The organism is Amycolatopsis sp. NPDC114504, assembly GCF_055633595.1.
Map to the genome: position 1 here is coordinate 1,040,391 of NZ_JBVKDU010000006.1, position 17,832 is coordinate 1,058,222.

The window sequence follows — 17,832 nt, forward strand, 5'->3', positions numbered from 1 at the left end:
GGACCTGAGAACTACGTGAGGGCACGGCGGCGGTGGAGGGAGGGGCGCGATGCGGTGGCGCACGCTCCTCGGCTCGGTGTTGCTGCTGGTCACGGTGGCGGCCTGCGGGCCGGGCAAGGTCTCCCCGACCGACTCGCTGGTGACCCGCGCCAGTGCCACGGATCACCTGACCATCGGCATCCGGTTCGACGCGCCGGGCCTTTCCGAGCGCACGATCGACGGGAGATTCGTCGGGTTCGACGTCGACGTCGCTACTTTCGTCGCATCGGAGCTCGGGGTCGCGGCGAAGGACATCACGTGGCGCGAGACGACGTCCGCGACGCGCGAGACGGACCTCACCTCCGGCGCGGTCGACCTGGTCGTCGCGACCTACTCGATCACCGACAAGCGCAAGCAGCAGGTGGCGTTCGCCGGGCCGTACTTCACGACCGGTCAGGACCTGCTGGTGCGGCGCACGTCACCGGACATCACGGGGCCGGAGACGCTGAACGGGCGCCGCCTGTGCTCGGTCACCGGTTCGACGCCGGCGCAGCAGGTCAAGGACAAGTTCGCGCAGGCCGTGCAGCTGGTCGAGTACCCCAGGTACCCCGACTGCGTGACGGCGCTGCTGGCCGGCCAGATCGACGCGATGACCACCGACGGGGTGATCCTCGCCGGTTACGTGACGCGTGATCCCGAGCTGCTGAAGGTGGTCGGGAAGGCGTTCTCGAAGGAGAGCTACGGCGTCGGCCTGCGCAAGGGCGACACCCAGGGCGTGAGCGCGGTCGACGACGCGATCCGCAAGATGATCTCCTCCGGCGAATGGCTGCGCTCGCTCAACGCGAACATCGGGCCGTCCGGGTACCAGCTGCCGTCCCCTCCCGAGGTCACCGAGAAGTGAAGCTGCCTGATCTGCCGGTTCGTGCGGTTCTGCCCGACGTTCTTTCGGCGTTGGACGCGCACGGCACCGCGGTGCTCGTCGCGCCGCCCGGGACGGGGAAAACGACGCTGGTGCCGCTGGCGCTGGCTTCCGCCGGTGGCCGGGTTGTCGTCGCCGAGCCGCGTCGCTTGGCTGCTCGTGCCGCTGCCGCACGGATGGCCGCTCTCTTGGGTGAACCGGTCGGCGAGACGGTGGGGTACGCCGTCCGCGGCGACCGGAAGGTGTCGTCGCGGACGCGGGTCGAGGTCGTGACGTCGGGCCTGCTGGTGCGGCGCGTGCAGGGCGATCCGGAGCTGCCCGGGGTGTCGACGGTGCTGCTGGACGAGTGCCACGAGCGCCATCTGGACGCGGACCTGCTGCTGGCGTTGCTGCTCGACGTCCGCGCGGGGCTGCGTGACGACCTGCGCTTGCTGGCGACGTCGGCGACGGTGGCCGCCGGGCGCCTCGCCACGCTCCTGGGCGACGCCCCGGTGATCACGGCGACGGCGCCGACGTTTCCCGTTTCGTTCTCGTACGTTCCGCCCGCGCGGGGTGAGCGGGTGGAGGCCTGCGTCGCCAGGGCGGTGCGGACGGCACTGTCCTCAGGGGACGGTGACGTGCTCGCGTTCCTCCCCGGCGCGGGCGAGATCGCGCGGACGTCGGGGATGCTGTCGTCGTCGGGCGCGGACGTCTTGCCGCTCCATGGAAGGCTTTCGGCGGCACACCAGGACGACGCACTGCGGCCGCGTTCACGGCGGCGCGTCGTGCTGGCGACGGCGGTGGCGGAGTCGAGCTTGACGGTGCCGGGCGTGCGCGCGGTGGTGGATTCGGGGCTGGCGCGGGTGCCGCGGGTCGATCACCGGCGCGGTTTGCCGGGCTTGGCGACGGTGCGGGTTTCGGCGGCGGTGGCCACGCAGCGCTCCGGGCGCGCGGGTCGTGAGGGGCCGGGGCGGGCGTACCGGTGCTGGGCGTCGCATGAGCAGGCGTTGCTCCCGGCGTACCCGGAGCCGGAGATCAGGACGGCCGAGCTGGCCCGGCTCGCTTTGGAGCTGGCGTGCTGGTCGACACCGGATGGCAGCGGGCTGGCGTGGTGGGACCCGCCGGGCGAGGGCGCACTGGCGGCGGGACGGGCGTTGCTGGCGACGTTGGGGGCGACTTCGGACGGCGTGGTCACCCCGCGCGGGCGGCGGATGGCGGAGTTGGGGCTGCATCCGCGGTTGGCTCGGGCGCTCCTCGACGGGGCGGAAGCTGTGGGGGCTCGGAACGCGGCCGAGGTGGTGGCGTTGTTGGATGCGGGCGCGACGCTGACGGACGTGGAGGCGGAGCTACGCCGCCTGCGCGCATCGAACGACGAAGGTTCGCGACGCTGGAAGCGGGACGCCCGGCGGCTGGAGGGTCTGGTCGCGGACCGCCAGGCCCGGCAGGGAGTGACCGGTCGTTCTGCCGCGGCCAAGACCGAACCCGATCAGGTACCGACCGATCGTTCTCTCGCCGCCAAGAACGAACCCGCCCCCGGCCGAGCACCGACCGATCGTTCTCCCAGTAGCAAGAACGAACCCGACGCTGCCCAGGCACCAACCGATCGTTCTCCCACCGGCAAGACCGAAACCACCTTCGGCCGGGCACCGACCGATCGTTCTCCCACCGGCAAGACCGAAACCACCTTCGGCCGGGCACCGACCGATCGTTCTCCCGCAAGCGGCAGCCGCGCGAGCGGCGCCCGCCGACCGGATCCCGCGCTGGTAGTCGCGCTCGCGCATCCCGAACGGCTCGCTCGGCGACGGCCCGGTGGCGCACCCGTCTACCTCATGGCCGGCGGCACCGCCGCCGAACTCCCGCCCGGCAGCGGGCTCGACGCCGAATGGCTGGCCATCGCCGAAGCGACCCGCGACCCCGGCCGCGTCCACGGCACCATCCGCCTCGCCGCGGCCGCCGACGAAACCCTCGCCACCCGCGTCGGCCCCGTGTCCGAAGTGGACGAAGTCACCTGGGACGGCGATGTCGTCGCCCGGCGGGTCCGCAAGCTCGGCGCGATCATCCTGTCGGAGAAGCCACTCAAGAACCCCGACGTCCACGACGCCCTCGTCACCGGCCTCCGCGAGAACGGCCTAGGCCTCCTCAAGTGGAGCCAAGACGCGACCCGCCTGCGCGAACGGATGGCCTTCCTGCACCGGGTGCGAGGCGAGCCGTGGCCGGCGGTCGACGACCAAGCCCTGCTGTCCGATGTAGACAGATGGCTCGACCTCTCCACAGCCCGCCGCAAGTCCGACCTCGCCACCATCAACGCGGGCACCGCCCTCAAAGCCCTCCTACCCTGGCCAGAAGCGTCCAAACTGGACGATCTGGCCCCGGACCGGCTGGAAGTCCCGAGCGGCTCACACATCCGCGTCGACTACAAAGGCGACCAGCCCGTGCTCGCAGTCAAGCTGCAGGAAACGTTCGGCTGGAACGAAACCCCGACCGTCGCCGGCGTCCCGGTGGTCCTGCACCTGCTCTCCCCCGCCGGCCGCCCGGCCGCGATCACCGCGGACCTCGCGAGCTTCTGGACCACCGGCTACCCCGCCGTCCGCGCCGACCTGCGCGGCCGCTACCCGAAGCACCCCTGGCCGGAAGACCCCACGACGGCCGCGCCGACCCGCCACACCCGCCGCCGTACCTGACAAAGCCTGACGAAAGTCGGGGGCCGGTCGCGACCGTCGGCCGATGTCCCGGTGTACCCGGAAATCCCAGACTGAGGTCATGATCACACTCAGGGGACTCACGAAACGCTACGGGGAAAAGACCGTCGTCAACGCGCTCACCTGCGACGTCGCCCAGGGCCAGGTGACCGGCTTCCTCGGCCCCAACGGCGCCGGGAAGTCGACGACCATGCGGATGACCGTCGGGCTCGACCACCCTCAGGCCGGCGAGGTCCTGGTCGGCGGCAAGCGGTACGCCGAGCTGCGGCACCCGCTGCGCGAGGTCGGCGCGCTGCTCGACGCCAAAGCGCTGCACCCCGGCCGCAGCGCCGGGAAGCACCTCACCGCCATGGCGCGCAGCAACGGCATCGCGACGAGCCGCGTCGAAGAGGTGCTCGCGACCGTCGGGCTCACGGACGTCGCGGGCAAGCGGGCCGGGCAGTTCTCGCTCGGCATGGGCCAGCGGCTCGGGATCGCGGGCGCCCTGCTCGGCGACCCCGGCGTCCTGATGTTCGACGAGCCGGTCAACGGCCTCGACCCGGACGGCGTCCGCTGGGTCCGGCAGCTGATGCGCTCGCTGGCCGCCGAGGGGCGGACGGTGTTCGTCTCCAGCCACCTGATGAGCGAGATGCAGCTGACCGCCGACCACCTGATCGTGATCGGCAAGGGCAAGCTGCTGGCCGACGCGCCGGTCGCCGAGTTCATCGCGGGCAACTCGCGCACGACGGTCTCGGTGCGCGTCCCGGCCGACGGTGAACGCTCGAAGCTCGACGCGCGGCTGCGCGCCGAGGGCGGGCTGACGCACCCCGGTGAGCCGGACGAGCTGGTGGTGGACGGCGTCGACGTCACCCGCGTCGGCGATCTGGTGCACGAGCTGGGAATCCGCGTCCACGGGCTCGCCGAACGGACGGCGTCGCTCGAGCAGGCGTACATGGAACTGACCGCTTCTTCGGTGGAATACGGGGTGTCGGCATGACCACGACCGAAGTGCGCGGCGGCGGCCTGCCCGGCGCGGTGGCCGCGGAGTGGACGAAGTTCTGGTCGGTCCGGGCGACGTGGTGGTGCCTGATCGCGGGGGCCGCGCTGATGCTGGGCTACAGCACCCTGTCCGGGATCGCCCAGCACTTCGACGACGACCCCCAGGCGGCCAACACCATCGCCCTCGGCGGCGGCTTCTACCTGACGCAGTTCGCGGTGATCGCGCTCGCGACGCTGTTCGTCACGAGCGAGTACGCCGGCGGCGGCATCCGGTCGACGCTGCTGTGGACGCCGGTCCGCGAGCGGGTCGTGCTCGCCAAGGCGGCGATCCTCCTACCGGTGCTGTTCGCTTACGGCGTGGTCCTTTCCTGCGCGGGCATGGCGCTGGCGGGAGCGGTGAAGGACGGCCACGGCCTGCCGACCACCCTCGAAGGCGGCTTCACGACGGCATTCGGCATGGGCGGGTACTTCGCCCTCCTGGGGCTGCTCTGCACGGGCGTCGGCTGGGCGCTGCGCAGCGCGGCCGGGACGCTGGTGACGGTGATCGTGCTGCTGGTGCCGCTGCCGCTGATCGTGGCGTCGCTGGGGCTGCCGGAGCTGATCTCGTACTTCCCGGGCATCGCGGGGGTGAACGCGATGGTCGAGGCGGGGCAGCCGAACCCGATCACGATGGCACCGGCGCCGTACGCGCCGTGGGTGGGGTTGCTGATCTGCGCGGCCTGGGCCGGGGCGGCGCTACTGGCGGGAACAGCGGTGGTGCGCCGCCGCGACGCTTGACCGCAGAGGAGACCGGCCCTCCCCCCGAGGGCCGGTCTCAGCCGATTCCGATACCCGCCAGGATCTCCCGCGCGCTCACCACCAGCGACTCCCGGGACGGCGCGTCCGAAGCCCCGGCCAACGCGCCGAAGATCGTGCCGTCCATCCAGTCGACGACCAACGCCGCGTGCCGGGGCGGGTCGGACGACCCCGCCGCCGCCAGGGCTTCCGTGGCCAGCCGGCGGATCAACGCTCCGCCCGAGTCGTACTCCGCGCGCAGCTCCGGACGCCGGGTCGCCTCCAGGGCGAACTCGTAGCGCGCCAGCATCCGGGTCCGGCCCGGGCCCAGCGCGTCGGCCACGTACCCCGCGATCGACTCCGCCAGCCCCGCCGACGGCGCCGGCGCCTGGTCCAGCTCGACGATCCGCGCGAACGTCAACGACAGCAACGCCGCCCGGGTGCGCGCGTAGTAGGACGTCGAACCCACCGGCAACCCCGCCGCACGGTCGACCGCGCGGTGCGTCAGCCCGCGCATGCCCTCCGCCGCGATCACCTCGATCGCCGCGTCGCCGATCACCGAAAGCCGCTCCACAAGGAGCACTCTACAGGTGTAGAGTCCTCTACAGATGTAGAGGAGGAGCCATGCACGCGATCGTGGTCGGCGGCGGCATCGGCGGACTGGGTGCCGCCGCGGGGCTGCACCGGATCGGCTGGACCGTCACCGTGCTCGAGCAGGCCGAGGAGTTCGGGGACGTCGGCGCCGGGATCTCGCTCTGGCCGAACGCCCTGCGCTGCCTCGACGAACTGGGCGTCGACCTGGGTGAGCACCTCGCCCCGCAGCACGAGGGCGGGTTCCAGGACCGGCGCGGCCGGCGGGTCACCCGCTTCGACTCCGCCGCCTTCGAACGCATCCACGGCCGTCCGCTCGGCGCGATCCACCGGAAGGACCTGATCGCCGCGCTGCGGAACGCCGTCCCGGCCGAGAGCCTGAAGACCGGCGCCGAAGTCACCGAAGTCCATGAAGACGGCCTGGTCCGCTTCACCGGCGGAGAGCTGCGAGCCGACGTCGTCATCGCCGCCGACGGCATCCGCAGCCCGATCCGCCACGCGCTCTTCCCGCGCCACCCCGAGCCCGTCTACTCCGGCAGCACGGCGTTCCGCGGCGTCGCGAAATTTCCCGGCGCGCGGCTCAGCACCAGCTTCGACCGGGGCACCGAGGTCGGCGTCCTCCCCCTGACCGGCGACGACGTCTACTGGTGGGTCGCCGCCCTCGCGAAGCCGGGGAACCGGCCGGCCGACCCCAAGGAGTACCTGCGACAGTCCACAAGAGACTGGCACGACCCGATCCCGGCGCTCATCGACGCCACCCCGCCGGAAGCCGTGCTGCACCACGACCTCTACCACCTGGGCACGCCGCTCGAGACGTACGTGAAAGGCCGGATCGCGCTGCTCGGCGACGCCGCCCACGCGATGCCGCCGTTCCTCGGCCAAGGCGGCTGCCAGGCCCTCGAAGACGCGACCGTGCTGGCCCACCACCTGTCCACAAAGGACATCGACGGAGCGCTCCTGGCCTACGACGGCGAACGGCGGCCACGCAGCCAGAAGGTCGCCCGCGAGTCCGTCCGGATGGGCAAGATCGGCCCGCAGCTGGCCGCCCCGGTCGCGGTCGGGCTCCGCACCGCCCTGCTGAAAGTCCTCCCGGCGGCGGTGACCGTCCGCGTCGGCCAGGACATCACGGGGTGGCGTCCACCGCGTCTCCCCCGACCAGTCCCGCCTCGTACGCCGTGATCGCCGCCTGCACCCGGTTCTTCACCCCGAGCCGGGTCAGGATCGTGCTCACGTGCGCCTTCACCGTGCCCTCGACGACGAACATCTTCGCCGCGATGTCCGCATTGGACAGTCCGGAACCCACCAGCGTCAACACTTCCCGCTCGCGGGGTGTCAGCGACGCGACCTTCGACCGCGCCGCCGCGGCCCGGGAAAGCCGGCCGCCCGACAGCCGCGCGATCACCCGCTGTGCCACCTTCGGCGAGAGGAACGCGGCCCCGTCGGCGACGGCGTGGATGCCCGCCAGCAGCTCGCGCGGGTCGCCCGACTTCAGCAGGAACCCGCCCGCGCCGAGCCCCAGCGCGCGCTCGATGTACTCGTCCTCGCCGAACGTCGTCAGCATGATGACCCCGGTCGACGGCAGCAGCCGCCGGATCTCCTCCGCCGCGCCCAGCCCGTCCAGCCCGGGCATCCGGATGTCGAGCAGCACGACGTCCGGGTGGGTGGCGAGCGCCTGCGACACCGCGGAACGCCCGTCGGCGGCCTCGGCGACGACCTCGATGCGCGCGTCCGCACCGAGGATCGCCGCCACCCCCGCCCGCATCAGCGCCTCGTCGTCGGCCAGCACGACCCTGATCACGAATCCCCCTCGCTGAACCAGATCTTCGAAACGAGCTTCCCGTCGGTGAAGCACAGCCGGTAGGCGGCGTAGTCGTTGTCGAGCCACGATCTTCCGGTGCCGTAGTACTCGCACTCGGCACCGGGGACCGGAGGCGGCTCGCCGCGCACGGGACGCGCGGACCGCTGGCGTTCCGGCAGGCTCAGCTCCGCGCGCGACTGCCCGACCCGCATCCGCTCGTAGGCCCCGGCGGGCAGCTCCGAGGAGTTCCACTGGTAGAGGAAAGCGATCCCGCTGACCACGAGGAGCACGCCGAACAGCGCTACCGGGATGGTGACCGCCTGGATCAGGCTGCGCCGCACGTCGCGGCGGGCCAGCTCCAGCGCCCGGGCCGACGTCGACTGCCCGACGGCGTCGTCGGCCGCCTCCCGCCGTTCCGGGGTCTCCTCGACCGGCTCGGCGTCGTGCGGCAGCTCCGCGGTCACGGCGAACCCGCCGTCGCGGGGGCCGGCGTGCAGCGTCCCGCCGACGAGCCGGACGCGCTCGCGCAGGCCGATCAGCCCGAGGTGCCCGGACGCGGCGCCGGGCAACGGTCCGGCGGGCCGCGGCGCGTTCACCACACTCACCGAAGTCTGCGCGCCGGTGCTCGTCACGCGCACGGTCACCGCGGCGCCGGGCGCGTGCTTCGCGACGTTCGTCAGGCCTTCCTGCACCACGCGGTAGGCGGCGCGAGCGACCATCGGCGGCGCCAGCTCGCTGTCCACGCCCGCGTCGATGAGCAGGCCGGACGCGCGGGCGCGCGCGATCAGCTCGCCGAGGTCGCCCTGCACCGGCTCGACCGGCGCGGCGTCCTCGCGCAGGACGCCGATGATCTCGCGCAGCCGTTCGGTCGCGGCCGCGGCGCTGGTCCGCAGCTGCGTGGCCGCGGCACGCCCGCCGTCGCCGAGCCCGTCCGCGACCTCCAGCGCCGCCGCGCGGACCGCGATCAGGCTCAGCTCGTGACCCAGCGAGTCGTGCATGTCGCTGGCGATCCGCGCGCGCTCGCGCAGGCGGGCCTGGTCGGCGACCAGGCGCTGCCTGCTCTCCATCTCCTCGGCCCGGCGCCAGCCGGTGCGCGCGAGCTCGCCGCGCACCCGGACGTACCGGCCGAGCAGCCACGGCGACAGCCCCGCGAACACCAGGATCGCCATCATCGAGCCCCAGTCGCCGAGGCCGTCGGGCGCGACGAGCAGCGACACCGGGATGCCCAGCAGCGCGACGGCCCCGCCGATCACCACGGCGGGACGGGCCCGTTCCATCCGCAGCGCGGCCTGGTAGCTCATCGCCACCAGCACGAACACCGTCCACACCGGCACCCGGTCGCCGTAGGGGAACGGGACGGTGAGCGTCCCGACCAGTGCGATGCCGAGCGAGACGACGGGGTACCGCCGGGCCGTCGCGACCGAACCCGCGACGACGGCGAGACCGGCGACGAGCTCCCAGGTCCGCTCGCCCAGCGCGTCGGCGACGACGGTGAAGGCCAGGAACAGGCCGAGGACGACGTCCAGGACCACGCGCCACCTGCGCTTCGTCACCTCTCGCACAGGTTCGAAGCTACAAGCACGTCAGCGGGCCGGACCACTGCCGAAAGTCAAGGTGTCCAGGAAGGCCAGCGTCTGCGGCCAGGACAGCGCGTACGCGTCGGCGTTGACGGCGGTGCCGTGCCGCGAGGAGTCGCTGAAGCCGTGTTCGGCACCCGGGAAGTGCTGGGTGAACGTCGCACCGCGCGGTCGGGACTGCAACGCCGTCTGCAGCCGGGCGAACGTCTCGTGGGAGACGACGGTGTCGGCCTCCGGGTAGGCGACGAGCACCGGCGCGGTGATCGATGTCGACAAAGCGACCGTGTCGAGGTCGTGGTTCGGCGGCGCCGGCTGACGGATCGTCGGGTGGTACGCGACGACACCGGAAAGCCGCTGGTCACGGGCAGCGAGCAGGAGCGCGAACCGGCCGCCGAGGCACCAGCCCATGACCCCGGCCGACGTACAGCCGAGGTCGCCGAGCAGGTGGTCGAGCAACGCCGTCTGCTCCGCCAGAGCCGCCTCGTCCCGCAGTTCGCCCAGCTTCGCGCCAAGGTCCTCACGGGAGGTGTTGTCGGTGCTCGCGCCGTGGAAGACGTCCCAGGTCAGCGCCGTGATCCCGCGGCCGGCCAGCTCGCCGGCCCAGGCCCGGACCTGCTCGCCGATGCCGGTGATCATCGGCAGGAGCAGCATCCCGCGCTCCGACCCACCGGCCGGGCGGGCCAGGTACGCGGAAAGGTCGCCGACACGGACGGTGGACGTCTCGATGCTCATGTCCCGCATGATGCATGATGATCCACCATGGCCGAGCGCACACTCGCCGAACAGTTGGGCGGCTACCTCCCCGAAGGCATCGAGGCCCTCGAAGAGCACGAACGGCAGGACCTCGCCGACGCGCTGCGCGACGCGCGCAGGCGGCAGGCGAAAGCGCTCGCCGAAGCGGGCGAAGAGGGCCTCCGGTACGTCCCCGCGCTGCTGCGCGGAGCGGTCCGCAAGGCGGTCGGGCTGTGACGAACCAGGCGGGGACGGACTACGAAGCCGAAGCCGAGATCCTGAAGCTCGCGCGCGTCCTCGCCGTCGAGCCGGCCCGCCTCGAGTACCTCGCCCGCGTCGACGCCGACGACCTGCAGGCGTTCCGCGAGCAGGTCACCGACACGCTGTTCGACGCGAACATCGCCGTCCTGCAGCGGATGGCGCTGGCCGCGCGGCTGCTGCCCGGCGGGGTGCTCGCCAAGATCGCCGAGAAGGTGTTCGGCCCGCTGCTGTGCGCCCGGATCGCCGGGGTGGTCGACGTCGCGCGCGGCGTCGACGTCGCCAAGCGGCTGCACCCGCGGTTCCTCGCCGAGGTCGCGGCCGAGCTCGACCCGCGGCGCGCGAGCGCGATCATCTCCCGCATCCCCCTCGAAACCGTCCTCGCGGTGGCGAACGAACTGGCGCGCAAGCAGGACTGGATCACCCTCGGCCGGTTCGTCGGGCACCTACCCGACCCGACCGTGCGGCGCGCCCTCGACGAGATCGACGACCCCGGCCTGCTGCGGATCGCGTTCGTGCTCGACGACAAGAGCCGCATCGACCACGTCGTCGGCCTGCTCCCGGCCCACCGGCTCGGCCGGCTGATCACCGCCGCCGGGGCCGACGAAGACCTGTGGACCCCGGCGCTGGACATGCTGAACCACCTGAACGCCGAGCGCCGGGGCGCGCTGGCCCCGATGCTCGGCGGGCTCCCGGACGGCCTCCGGGAACGCGCTCAGGCGACGATCAAGTAGATCCCGTAGCCGACGATCGCCGCGCACAGCACGAAGCAGATCACCGCCCCGGCCAGCGGACCGGTGCCCGAGGCACCCGATTCGCGGGCCGACTCGCGGTGCGAGAGCCCGACCACCCCGAAGGAGAACAGGCTCGTCAGCACGACCACCGAGGCCAGCGCGACGACGAAGACGAGACCGAGGGAACCCCAATCGATGTGCACGGCGCTCCTCAGGCGTTGGCCGGCTGCGCGGCCGGCTCGGACTCGTTGATGGAGTTGGCGTTGACCGGGTTCCGCTTCGACGCGAGGTAGATACCCACGGCGACGACGACCCCGGCGAGGCCGATCAGGACCGTGCCCCAGGTGCCGAGCGTCGACACCTCCGCGGCGACCGCGCCGACGATCGCGGCGGCGGGCAGCGTCAGCGCCCAGGCCACGACCATCTTCCCGGCGACGCCCCAGCGGACCTCGGCGAGCCGGCGGCCCAGGCCCGAGCCGATGATGCCGCCCGAGCAGACGTGCGTGGTCGAGAGCGCGAACCCGAGGTGCGCCGAGGTGAGGATGACCGCCGCGGCGCTGGTTTCGGCCGCGAAGCCCTGCGGCGTCTGGATTTCCGTGAGCTTCTTGCCCATCGTCTGGATGATCCGCCAGCCGCCGAGGTAGGTGCCCAGCGCGATCGCGGCCCCCGCGGTGAGGATGACCCAGATCGGCGGGTTCGAGCCCGGCGCGAGCGAGCCCGACGCGATCAGCGTCAGCGTGATGACGCCCATGGTCTTCTGCGCGTCGTTGGTGCCGTGCGCGAGCGAGACCAGCGAAGCCGACGCGATCTGACCGGCTTTGAACGTCTTGCCGACGGTCTTTTCCTTGGCCCGGGCGGTGATCCGGTAGACGAGGAAGGTGCCGAGCGTCGCGACGATCCCGGCGACGATCGGCGAGGCGAGCGCGGGGATCAGGACCTTCTCGACGACCTTCCCGAAGTGGACGGCGTCCGAGCCCGAGGCGATCCAGGTGGCGCCGATCAGCCCGCCGAAGAGGGCGTGCGACGAGCTCGACGGCAGCCCGATGAGCCACGTCACCAGGTTCCACACGATCGCCCCGACCAGGCCGGCGAAGATGATCACCGGCGTCACCTTGGTGTCGTCGACGATGCCGCCGGAGATCGTCTTCGCGACCTCCACCGAGAGGAACGCGCCGACGAGGTTCAGCACGGCGGACACGGCGACCGCCATCCGCGGTTTCAGCGCGCCGGTGGCGATCGAGGTCGCCATCGCGTTGGCCGTGTCGTGGAAGCCGTTGGTGAAGTCGAAGGCCAGTGCCGCGACGATCACCACCAGCACGATGAGTGAGAAGTCCATGGCGGCCCTCTTCCGATGCCGGAGACGGTTCGTTAGCAACGCTACTGATCAACAAGACAGGCTCCGATCCCTGTCGTGTGACGGCTCCCTGAACTTCGGATGAACCGAGGTGGGGAGAGCCCCACCCCGGACCCGGTGGTCTGGCCCAGTGCCCCCGGCCGATTCGCCTGCGACCGTCGATGCCGGACGAAAGGGGCAGCGATGAACAAGCTCGGGTGGGCGGTCGTCGCGACGACGGCGTCGGCGGTGTTGTTCTTCTTCGGGACGGGATTGGACCCGGTGCCCGAGCTCGCCTGGCTCGCGCCGCTGCCGATCCTCCTGCTCGCCCCGCGCGTCCCCGGCGCGGCCGCGCTCGGCTGCGCGTTCGTCGCCTACCTCGCCGGCAGCTCCGGCAGCTGGAGCTACTTCTGGCACTCCCTGGCGGTTCCCCGGCCGGCCGCGCTCGCGATCCTCGGCGGCAGCGCGCTGCTGTTCGCACTGGCCGTCGGGCTGTTCCGGTCGCTGGTCCGGCGCGGCCACGGTTTTCTGGCCGCGCTCGCCGCACCCGCGTTGTGGACCGCCGCGCTCTACGTCGTCTCGCTGCTGAACCCGACCGGGCTCATGGGCACCCTGATGACCACCCAGGCCGACCGGCCGGACGTCCTGCGGGTCGCCGCGGTGACCGGCGGCTGGGGCGTGGAGTTCCTGGTGTTGTTCGTCCCGGCCGCCGTGGCCGCCGCGCTCGCGCCCCGCGTCCGCGGCCTGGCCCGGCTGACCGGGCTGGTCGCCGTGGCCGCCGCGCTGGGCACGCTCGTCTTCTGGAACGTGCCGGCGCCGACCGGGCCGTCGACGCGGATCGCCCTGGTCGCGCCGGGGCAGAACCGCTGGGCGGTCGACGTCGCCACGCCGGACGGCCAGGCGCTCGTCCGGTCCTATGTGGACCAGATCGGCCGGCTGCCGGACGGCGTCCGGGCCGTCGTGCTCCCGGAAGCCGCCTTCGCGGTCGACCAGGCCAGCCGCCCGCGCCTCGTCGACGCCTTCGCCGAGGTCGCCCGGGTCCGCGGTCTCGACGTCGTCACCGGCGTCCTCGACACCACCCCCGAAGGCCGGTTCAACGCCGCTCTGGCCATTCCGCCATCCGGCGCTCCGGTCGAATACCGCAAGTGGCACAACGGGAATTCGCCGAACCTCGCGTCCGGCACCGAGCTCGCGCGCCTCGCCGGGATCGGGCTCATGGTGTGCATGGACGTCAACTTCGCCGACCCCAGCGGCGAATACGGCGAAGCCGGCACGGGTCTCGTGCTCGTCCCGGCGTCCGACGAGGACGTCGACGGCTGGGAACACAGCCGCACGGCGCTGATCCGCGGCGTCGAGAACGGGTTCTCGGTCGCGTGGAGCGCCGCCCGCGGCACGCCGATGCTCGCCGACGCCGGCGGCCACGTCCTGGCCGACGCCCACACCGGCGGCAGCCCGTTCACGGTGGTCGTCGCCGACGTCCCGCTCGGCCCGGGCCACACGCCCTACGCCCGCTTCGGCGACTGGTTCGCGTGGCTCTGCGGCCTGGTTGCCTCGATCGGAGTAGTCGTGACGCTGTTCGGGCGAACCGGGGAAAAGGCGAGCACCCCCGCCGGGCCCGCCGCTACGGTCGGTCCATGACCTTGCGGCAACCCGACAGCCCCAGCGGCGTCACCCGGACCGTCCGGCCGGCCAAGCCGACCATCGCTTATGGACAGGACACCCAGCACTCGGCGTTCCCCAGCGTGACCCGGCTGCCGGACGGCACTTTGTACGCCGTCTTCCGCCAGGGCAGCAACCACTACGTCAGCCGCGACGGCTTCCTGCGCGCCACCTCGAGCCCCGACCAGGGCCGGACGTGGTCCGCGCCGGCGACCATCGTCGCCGCGTCCGCGGGCACCGACTACCGCGACCCGTCGGTGTCGCTCAGCCGCGCCGGCACCACGCTCTACCTGACCTACTTCAAAGGCACGACCTCGGTCAACGCCGCCGGCTCGTTCTTCCGTTCCTCGACCGACAGCGGCGCGACGTGGAGCGCCGAGACGCGGATCGACGCGAGCCTGCCGTCGTCGGCGATCACCGCGCCGGTCGTCCAGCTCCCCGACAACTCCCTGCTGGCCACGCACTACTCGAAGAGCTCCGGCGACACGTTCGACTCGGTCTGGCTGGCCCGCTCGACCGACAACGGCGGCACGTGGACGTCGACGAAGCTCGTCAACGGCCAGACCGCCGGCCGCGACTACCAGGAGCCGTACCTGGTGCAGCGGGACAACGCGCTGTTCCTGACGTTCCGCTGGGGCAACAACGCCTCGATCGGGGCGGCCCTGTCCACCGACAACGGCACCACCTGGTCCACCCCGGCCGCGGCGTTCGCCGGCAGCGGCCGCCCGTCCTCGGCGTGGCTGGCCGACGACACGATCGTCGTCTACGTGCGGGACGCGTCCCGCCGGTTCGCGGTGCGAGGCACGCGCGACCGCGGCACGACGTGGCTGCCGCCGGTCGTCGTCCAGACGCCGCCGAAGGGCGGGATGTCGACGTACGCGTCGATGCTGGAGACGACGCCGGGTCAGGTCTTCACGGTGCTGGCCGCCGAGGACTCGACGAGCACGGATTCGCGGCTGGCGTTCACGTACCTCGGCAGCGGGGCGCAGGCGACGCCACTCGGGTCCATCCCCGGCGAGCGGGACGCGGCCTGGTCGAACTACGACCAGCTCGTGCTCGGCACGACGTTCCAGCAGCCGAACGGCGGCCTCCCGATCCCGTGGTGGACGGGCAACGGCGCGGTGACGGTGACCGACGGGGTGCTGCGCTCGGCCAGCGCCGACAACGTCGCCGACCACGCAGTCCTCGAGACCAGCAGCGCGGACCACCGCGTCGAGGCCGACTTCGCGTGGACGGGCCAGGCCGGGTTCGGCCTGTTCCTGCGCTACACCGACTCGGGGAACTACCTGCTGTTCACGGCCGAGACCGGAGGGGCGAACCTCCGGGTCTACAAGGCGATCGGCGGCACGTTGACGCAGCTGGCGATCGTGACGGGCAAGCCGGTCAACGCGGGCGGGTTCCACACGCTGGCGGCAGCCGTCCGCTCCGGCACGGTGACGGCCGCGGTCAACGGCGAGACGCTGATCCACTTCGACCTGTCCGCGGGCGACAACTCGGCGCTCAGCGGGACCGCGGCCGGGGTGAAGGTCAACGAGCAGGCGGGCGGCACTAACCAGTGTCGCCGGGTAGTGATCACCACCTGAGGTCCACGACCGGGGATGATTGTGACCGGTCACAATCATCCCCGGTCATCTCTGAGCGTTCTCCCAGGTCGCTTCCAGCGGTATGTGACAGACCATGATCTGCATCACCTACTGACGGGTAACTGGAGGCAACGGAATGCGGGTCACCAACGGCGGTGTCAAGCGAATCCTGACCGTGCTCGCCGCGGCGCTCACCTTCGGCGCGGTCGCGCCATCGATCGCCGAAGCGGCACCGAGCAGCGGCTGGAACGACTGGGGATGCCGTCCGTCGGCCGCGCACCCGGAGCCCGTCGTCCTCGTGCACGGCCTCGGCGCCAACGACACCGTCAACTGGTTCTTCCACGCTCCGAAGATCGCCGCCCAGGGCTACTGCGTCTTCTCGCTGACCTACGGCACCGGCATCCTCGGCCCGGGCGTCGGCGGGCTCGCGTCGATGCGGGACAGCGCCGCGCAGCTCGGCCGGTTCGTCGACCGGGTGCGGTCCGCGACCGGCGCCGCGAAGGCCGACATCGTCGGCCACTCCGAGGGCAGCACGATGCCCGCGTACTACCTGAAGTACGGCGGCGGTGCCGCGAAGGTCGCGCACTTCGTCGGCTTCGGCGCGAACTACCGCGGCACCACCCTCGGCGGCCTCGACAAGCTGGCGAAAGCGCTGCTCACGACCGTGCCCGGGCTGGGCCTGGTCCTGAAGACCGCCTGCGGCTCCTGCACGGAGTACCTGGCGCCGTCGACCTTCCTGGACGACCTCGCCCGCGGCGGCGTGCACGTCGCCGGGCCGTCGTACACGAGCATCGTCAGCAAGTACGACGAGGTCGTCACGCCCTACACCAGCGGCATCCTGAACGAGCCGGGCGCGACGGACATCGTGCTGCAGGACTTCTGCCCGTCCGACGCCTCGGGTCACCTGAGCCAGGCGATCGACCCCAACGTCACCGGCCTGATCCTGCACGCGCTGGACTCGTCCTACACGCCGAAGTGCACGCCGTTCACGCTTCCGCTGTGAGCGGGTTCTGCCCGAGGAACCGGCGGCCGTTCTCGGCGGACTCCCGGACGGCGTCGAAGCCGTACTCCACCATCGCGGACTCGTAAGCCGCCACGGCCTCGAGCAGCGGAGCCCCGGCCAGCGCGGACGCCAGCGCCGCACCGTCGCGCAAGGCGGTGTTGGCGCCCGCGCCGCCGGCCGGGCTCATCGCGTGGATCGCGTCGCCGACGAGCGTCACCCGCGACGGTTCCCACGGCCCGATCGGCACGCTCGTGCGGATCGGCTGCGGGAACGTCGCGGGGACGTCCCAGTGCTCGACCATCGCGCGCGCCAGCGGGTTCCAGTCCTCGACCAGCCCGAGCGCGACCTTCCGCAGGTCGTCCGGGGTCATCGCGGCCAGCTCCGCCTCGGTGTGGCCGACGACTTCCCAGCGGGCACCGACGGAACACGTCATGTACGGCTCGCCGTCGCGCAGCTCCAGGTCGGGCACCAGGCGAGCGCACGCGCCGGCTACCGGCTCGGGATAGTCGACCGGCGCGAACCCCACCATCGTCCGGTCCGGGCCGACCATCATGGTGAAGATCGCGAACATCTCCGGGTCGAACAACCGCCGGGTGGCCGGGGTCAGCGGGATCCGGCCGTACAGGTGCACGAGCCCGGCGTCGACGACCTCGGCGTGCGGGAGGTACTGCCGCCGCACCGGCGAGTTGATCCCGTCCGCGCCGACCAGCAGCGTGCCCCGGGCCGACGTCCCGTCGGCGAAGTGCGCGGTCACCCCGTCCACGTCGGTCTCGTAGTGCGTGAACTGCTTGCCGTACGCGACTTCCTGGCCGTGCAGCAGGATCTGCCGCAGCGTGAAGCGGTTGATGTTGAGGTGCGTCCCCTCGTCTTCCAGGCGCGTGAGCAGCCGCAACCGATCGTCGTAGATGTTGGTGTGCGGCCGGGCCCGGCCCGCGGTGGCGCGGAAGAGCTCGTGCAGCTCGGGACGCAGCACCGCGCGCAACGCCGAATCGCCGTCGCCGCCGATGTGCAGCCGGTAACCCTGCTTGCGCGCGCCGGCCGACTCGTCGCGTTCGTGGACCTGGCAAGGGATTCCGGCTCGGCGCAGGCCCTGCGCGAGGCACAGGCCACCCAGACCGGCACCGATGATGATCACGGACACAGCTGTCCCTTCGTCACGGATGAGGAAGGGACGCACAGGTAAGCCTGCTTGCGCCTGCCCGGACTAACCCATACCGGACTGTGTCTTCGCGCGTC

At 72.1% G+C, this 17,832-nt stretch carries 17 protein-coding genes; 10 read left to right on the forward strand and 7 right to left on the reverse strand.

What is annotated here, in order from left to right; translation table 11 throughout:
• Positions 1-49: 49 nt before the first annotated feature.
• The 4 genes from ACZ7PG_RS46505 to ACZ7PG_RS46520 all read left to right on the forward strand — a co-directional run bounded on the left by ACZ7PG_RS46505 (position 50) and on the right by ACZ7PG_RS46520 (position 5,331).
• Positions 50-880, forward strand: a complete 831-nt coding sequence (locus ACZ7PG_RS46505; RefSeq protein WP_470245618.1) for a glutamate ABC transporter substrate-binding protein — start codon at positions 50-52, stop codon at positions 878-880.
• The gene (locus ACZ7PG_RS46510) at positions 877-3,558 is read left to right on the forward strand and encodes an ATP-dependent RNA helicase (RefSeq protein ID WP_470245619.1); all 2,682 of its coding nucleotides are present in this window, start codon (positions 877-879) and stop codon (positions 3,556-3,558) included. Before ACZ7PG_RS46505 ends, ACZ7PG_RS46510 begins: the two co-directional genes overlap by 4 nt.
• Before the next feature lie 79 nt (positions 3,559-3,637).
• Entirely contained in the window at positions 3,638-4,552 is a 915-nt protein-coding gene (locus ACZ7PG_RS46515) for an ATP-binding cassette domain-containing protein (protein ID WP_470245620.1), read from the forward strand.
• Positions 4,549-5,331: an ABC transporter permease gene (locus tag ACZ7PG_RS46520; RefSeq protein ID WP_470245621.1), complete on the forward strand. Its 783-nt coding sequence runs from the start codon at positions 4,549-4,551 to the stop codon at positions 5,329-5,331. Before ACZ7PG_RS46515 ends, ACZ7PG_RS46520 begins: the two co-directional genes overlap by 4 nt.
• A 37-nt stretch (positions 5,332-5,368) precedes the next feature.
• Here ACZ7PG_RS46520 and ACZ7PG_RS46525 read toward each other — a convergent pair whose 3' ends face one another.
• A complete protein-coding gene (locus ACZ7PG_RS46525) occupies positions 5,369-5,911 on the reverse strand; it encodes a TetR/AcrR family transcriptional regulator (RefSeq protein WP_470245622.1) in 543 nt (180 codons plus the stop codon).
• A 41-nt stretch (positions 5,912-5,952) separates the two neighbouring features.
• On the opposite strand from ACZ7PG_RS46525, the gene ACZ7PG_RS46530 reads away from it, so the two are divergent.
• Positions 5,953-7,098: an FAD-dependent monooxygenase gene (locus ACZ7PG_RS46530; protein ID WP_470245623.1), complete on the forward strand. Its 1,146-nt coding sequence runs from the start codon at positions 5,953-5,955 to the stop codon at positions 7,096-7,098.
• Here the strand turns inward: ACZ7PG_RS46530 and ACZ7PG_RS46535 are convergent.
• From ACZ7PG_RS46535 to ACZ7PG_RS46545, 3 genes are read right to left on the reverse strand one after another with little or no spacing between them, the layout of a single operon-like run.
• Positions 7,043-7,717, reverse strand: a complete 675-nt coding sequence (locus tag ACZ7PG_RS46535; RefSeq protein ID WP_470245624.1) for a response regulator — start codon at positions 7,715-7,717, stop codon at positions 7,043-7,045. The genes ACZ7PG_RS46530 and ACZ7PG_RS46535 overlap by 56 nt on opposite strands.
• Complete coding sequence (locus ACZ7PG_RS46540; RefSeq protein ID WP_470245625.1) at positions 7,714-9,279, reverse strand: sensor histidine kinase; 1,566 nt, start codon at positions 9,277-9,279, stop codon at positions 7,714-7,716. The genes ACZ7PG_RS46535 and ACZ7PG_RS46540 overlap by 4 nt, the downstream gene beginning before the upstream one ends.
• Positions 9,280-9,300: 21 nt before the next feature.
• Positions 9,301-10,026 carry a dienelactone hydrolase family protein gene (locus ACZ7PG_RS46545; RefSeq protein WP_470245626.1) on the reverse strand — a complete coding sequence of 242 codons (726 nt, stop codon included), beginning with the start codon at positions 10,024-10,026 and terminating at the stop codon, positions 9,301-9,303.
• A 27-nt stretch (positions 10,027-10,053) separates the two neighbouring features.
• Here ACZ7PG_RS46545 and ACZ7PG_RS46550 point away from each other — a divergent pair, with 27 nt between their 5' ends.
• Positions 10,054-10,263, forward strand: a complete 210-nt coding sequence (locus tag ACZ7PG_RS46550; protein ID WP_086863938.1) for a hypothetical protein — start codon at positions 10,054-10,056, stop codon at positions 10,261-10,263.
• The gene (locus ACZ7PG_RS46555) at positions 10,260-11,018 is read left to right on the forward strand and encodes a hypothetical protein (protein WP_470245627.1); all 759 of its coding nucleotides are present in this window, start codon (positions 10,260-10,262) and stop codon (positions 11,016-11,018) included. Before ACZ7PG_RS46550 ends, ACZ7PG_RS46555 begins: the two co-directional genes overlap by 4 nt.
• Here ACZ7PG_RS46555 and ACZ7PG_RS46560 read toward each other — a convergent pair.
• Positions 11,000-11,221 (reverse strand): hypothetical protein, encoded by a 222-nt coding sequence (locus tag ACZ7PG_RS46560; protein WP_470245628.1) that lies wholly within the window; start codon positions 11,219-11,221, stop codon positions 11,000-11,002. The genes ACZ7PG_RS46555 and ACZ7PG_RS46560 overlap by 19 nt on opposite strands.
• Positions 11,222-11,229: 8 nt before the next feature.
• Entirely contained in the window at positions 11,230-12,354 is a 1,125-nt protein-coding gene (locus tag ACZ7PG_RS46565) for an inorganic phosphate transporter (RefSeq protein WP_470245629.1), read from the reverse strand.
• A gap of 201 nt (positions 12,355-12,555) precedes the next feature.
• Here ACZ7PG_RS46565 and ACZ7PG_RS46570 point away from each other — a divergent pair, with 201 nt between their 5' ends.
• From ACZ7PG_RS46570 to ACZ7PG_RS46580, 3 genes are all read left to right on the forward strand, one after another.
• A complete protein-coding gene (locus tag ACZ7PG_RS46570) occupies positions 12,556-13,989 on the forward strand; it encodes an acyltransferase (protein WP_470245630.1) in 1,434 nt (477 codons plus the stop codon).
• Entirely contained in the window at positions 13,986-15,593 is a 1,608-nt protein-coding gene (locus ACZ7PG_RS46575) for a sialidase family protein (RefSeq protein ID WP_470245631.1), read from the forward strand. The genes ACZ7PG_RS46570 and ACZ7PG_RS46575 overlap by 4 nt, the downstream gene beginning before the upstream one ends.
• A 136-nt stretch (positions 15,594-15,729) precedes the next feature.
• Complete coding sequence (locus tag ACZ7PG_RS46580; RefSeq protein WP_470245632.1) at positions 15,730-16,596, forward strand: esterase/lipase family protein; 867 nt, start codon at positions 15,730-15,732, stop codon at positions 16,594-16,596.
• On the opposite strand, the gene ACZ7PG_RS46585 is transcribed toward ACZ7PG_RS46580, so the two are convergent.
• Positions 16,580-17,737, reverse strand: a complete 1,158-nt coding sequence (locus ACZ7PG_RS46585) for an FAD-dependent oxidoreductase (protein ID WP_470245633.1) — start codon at positions 17,735-17,737, stop codon at positions 16,580-16,582. The genes ACZ7PG_RS46580 and ACZ7PG_RS46585 overlap by 17 nt on opposite strands.
• Positions 17,738-17,832 lie beyond the last annotated feature (95 nt).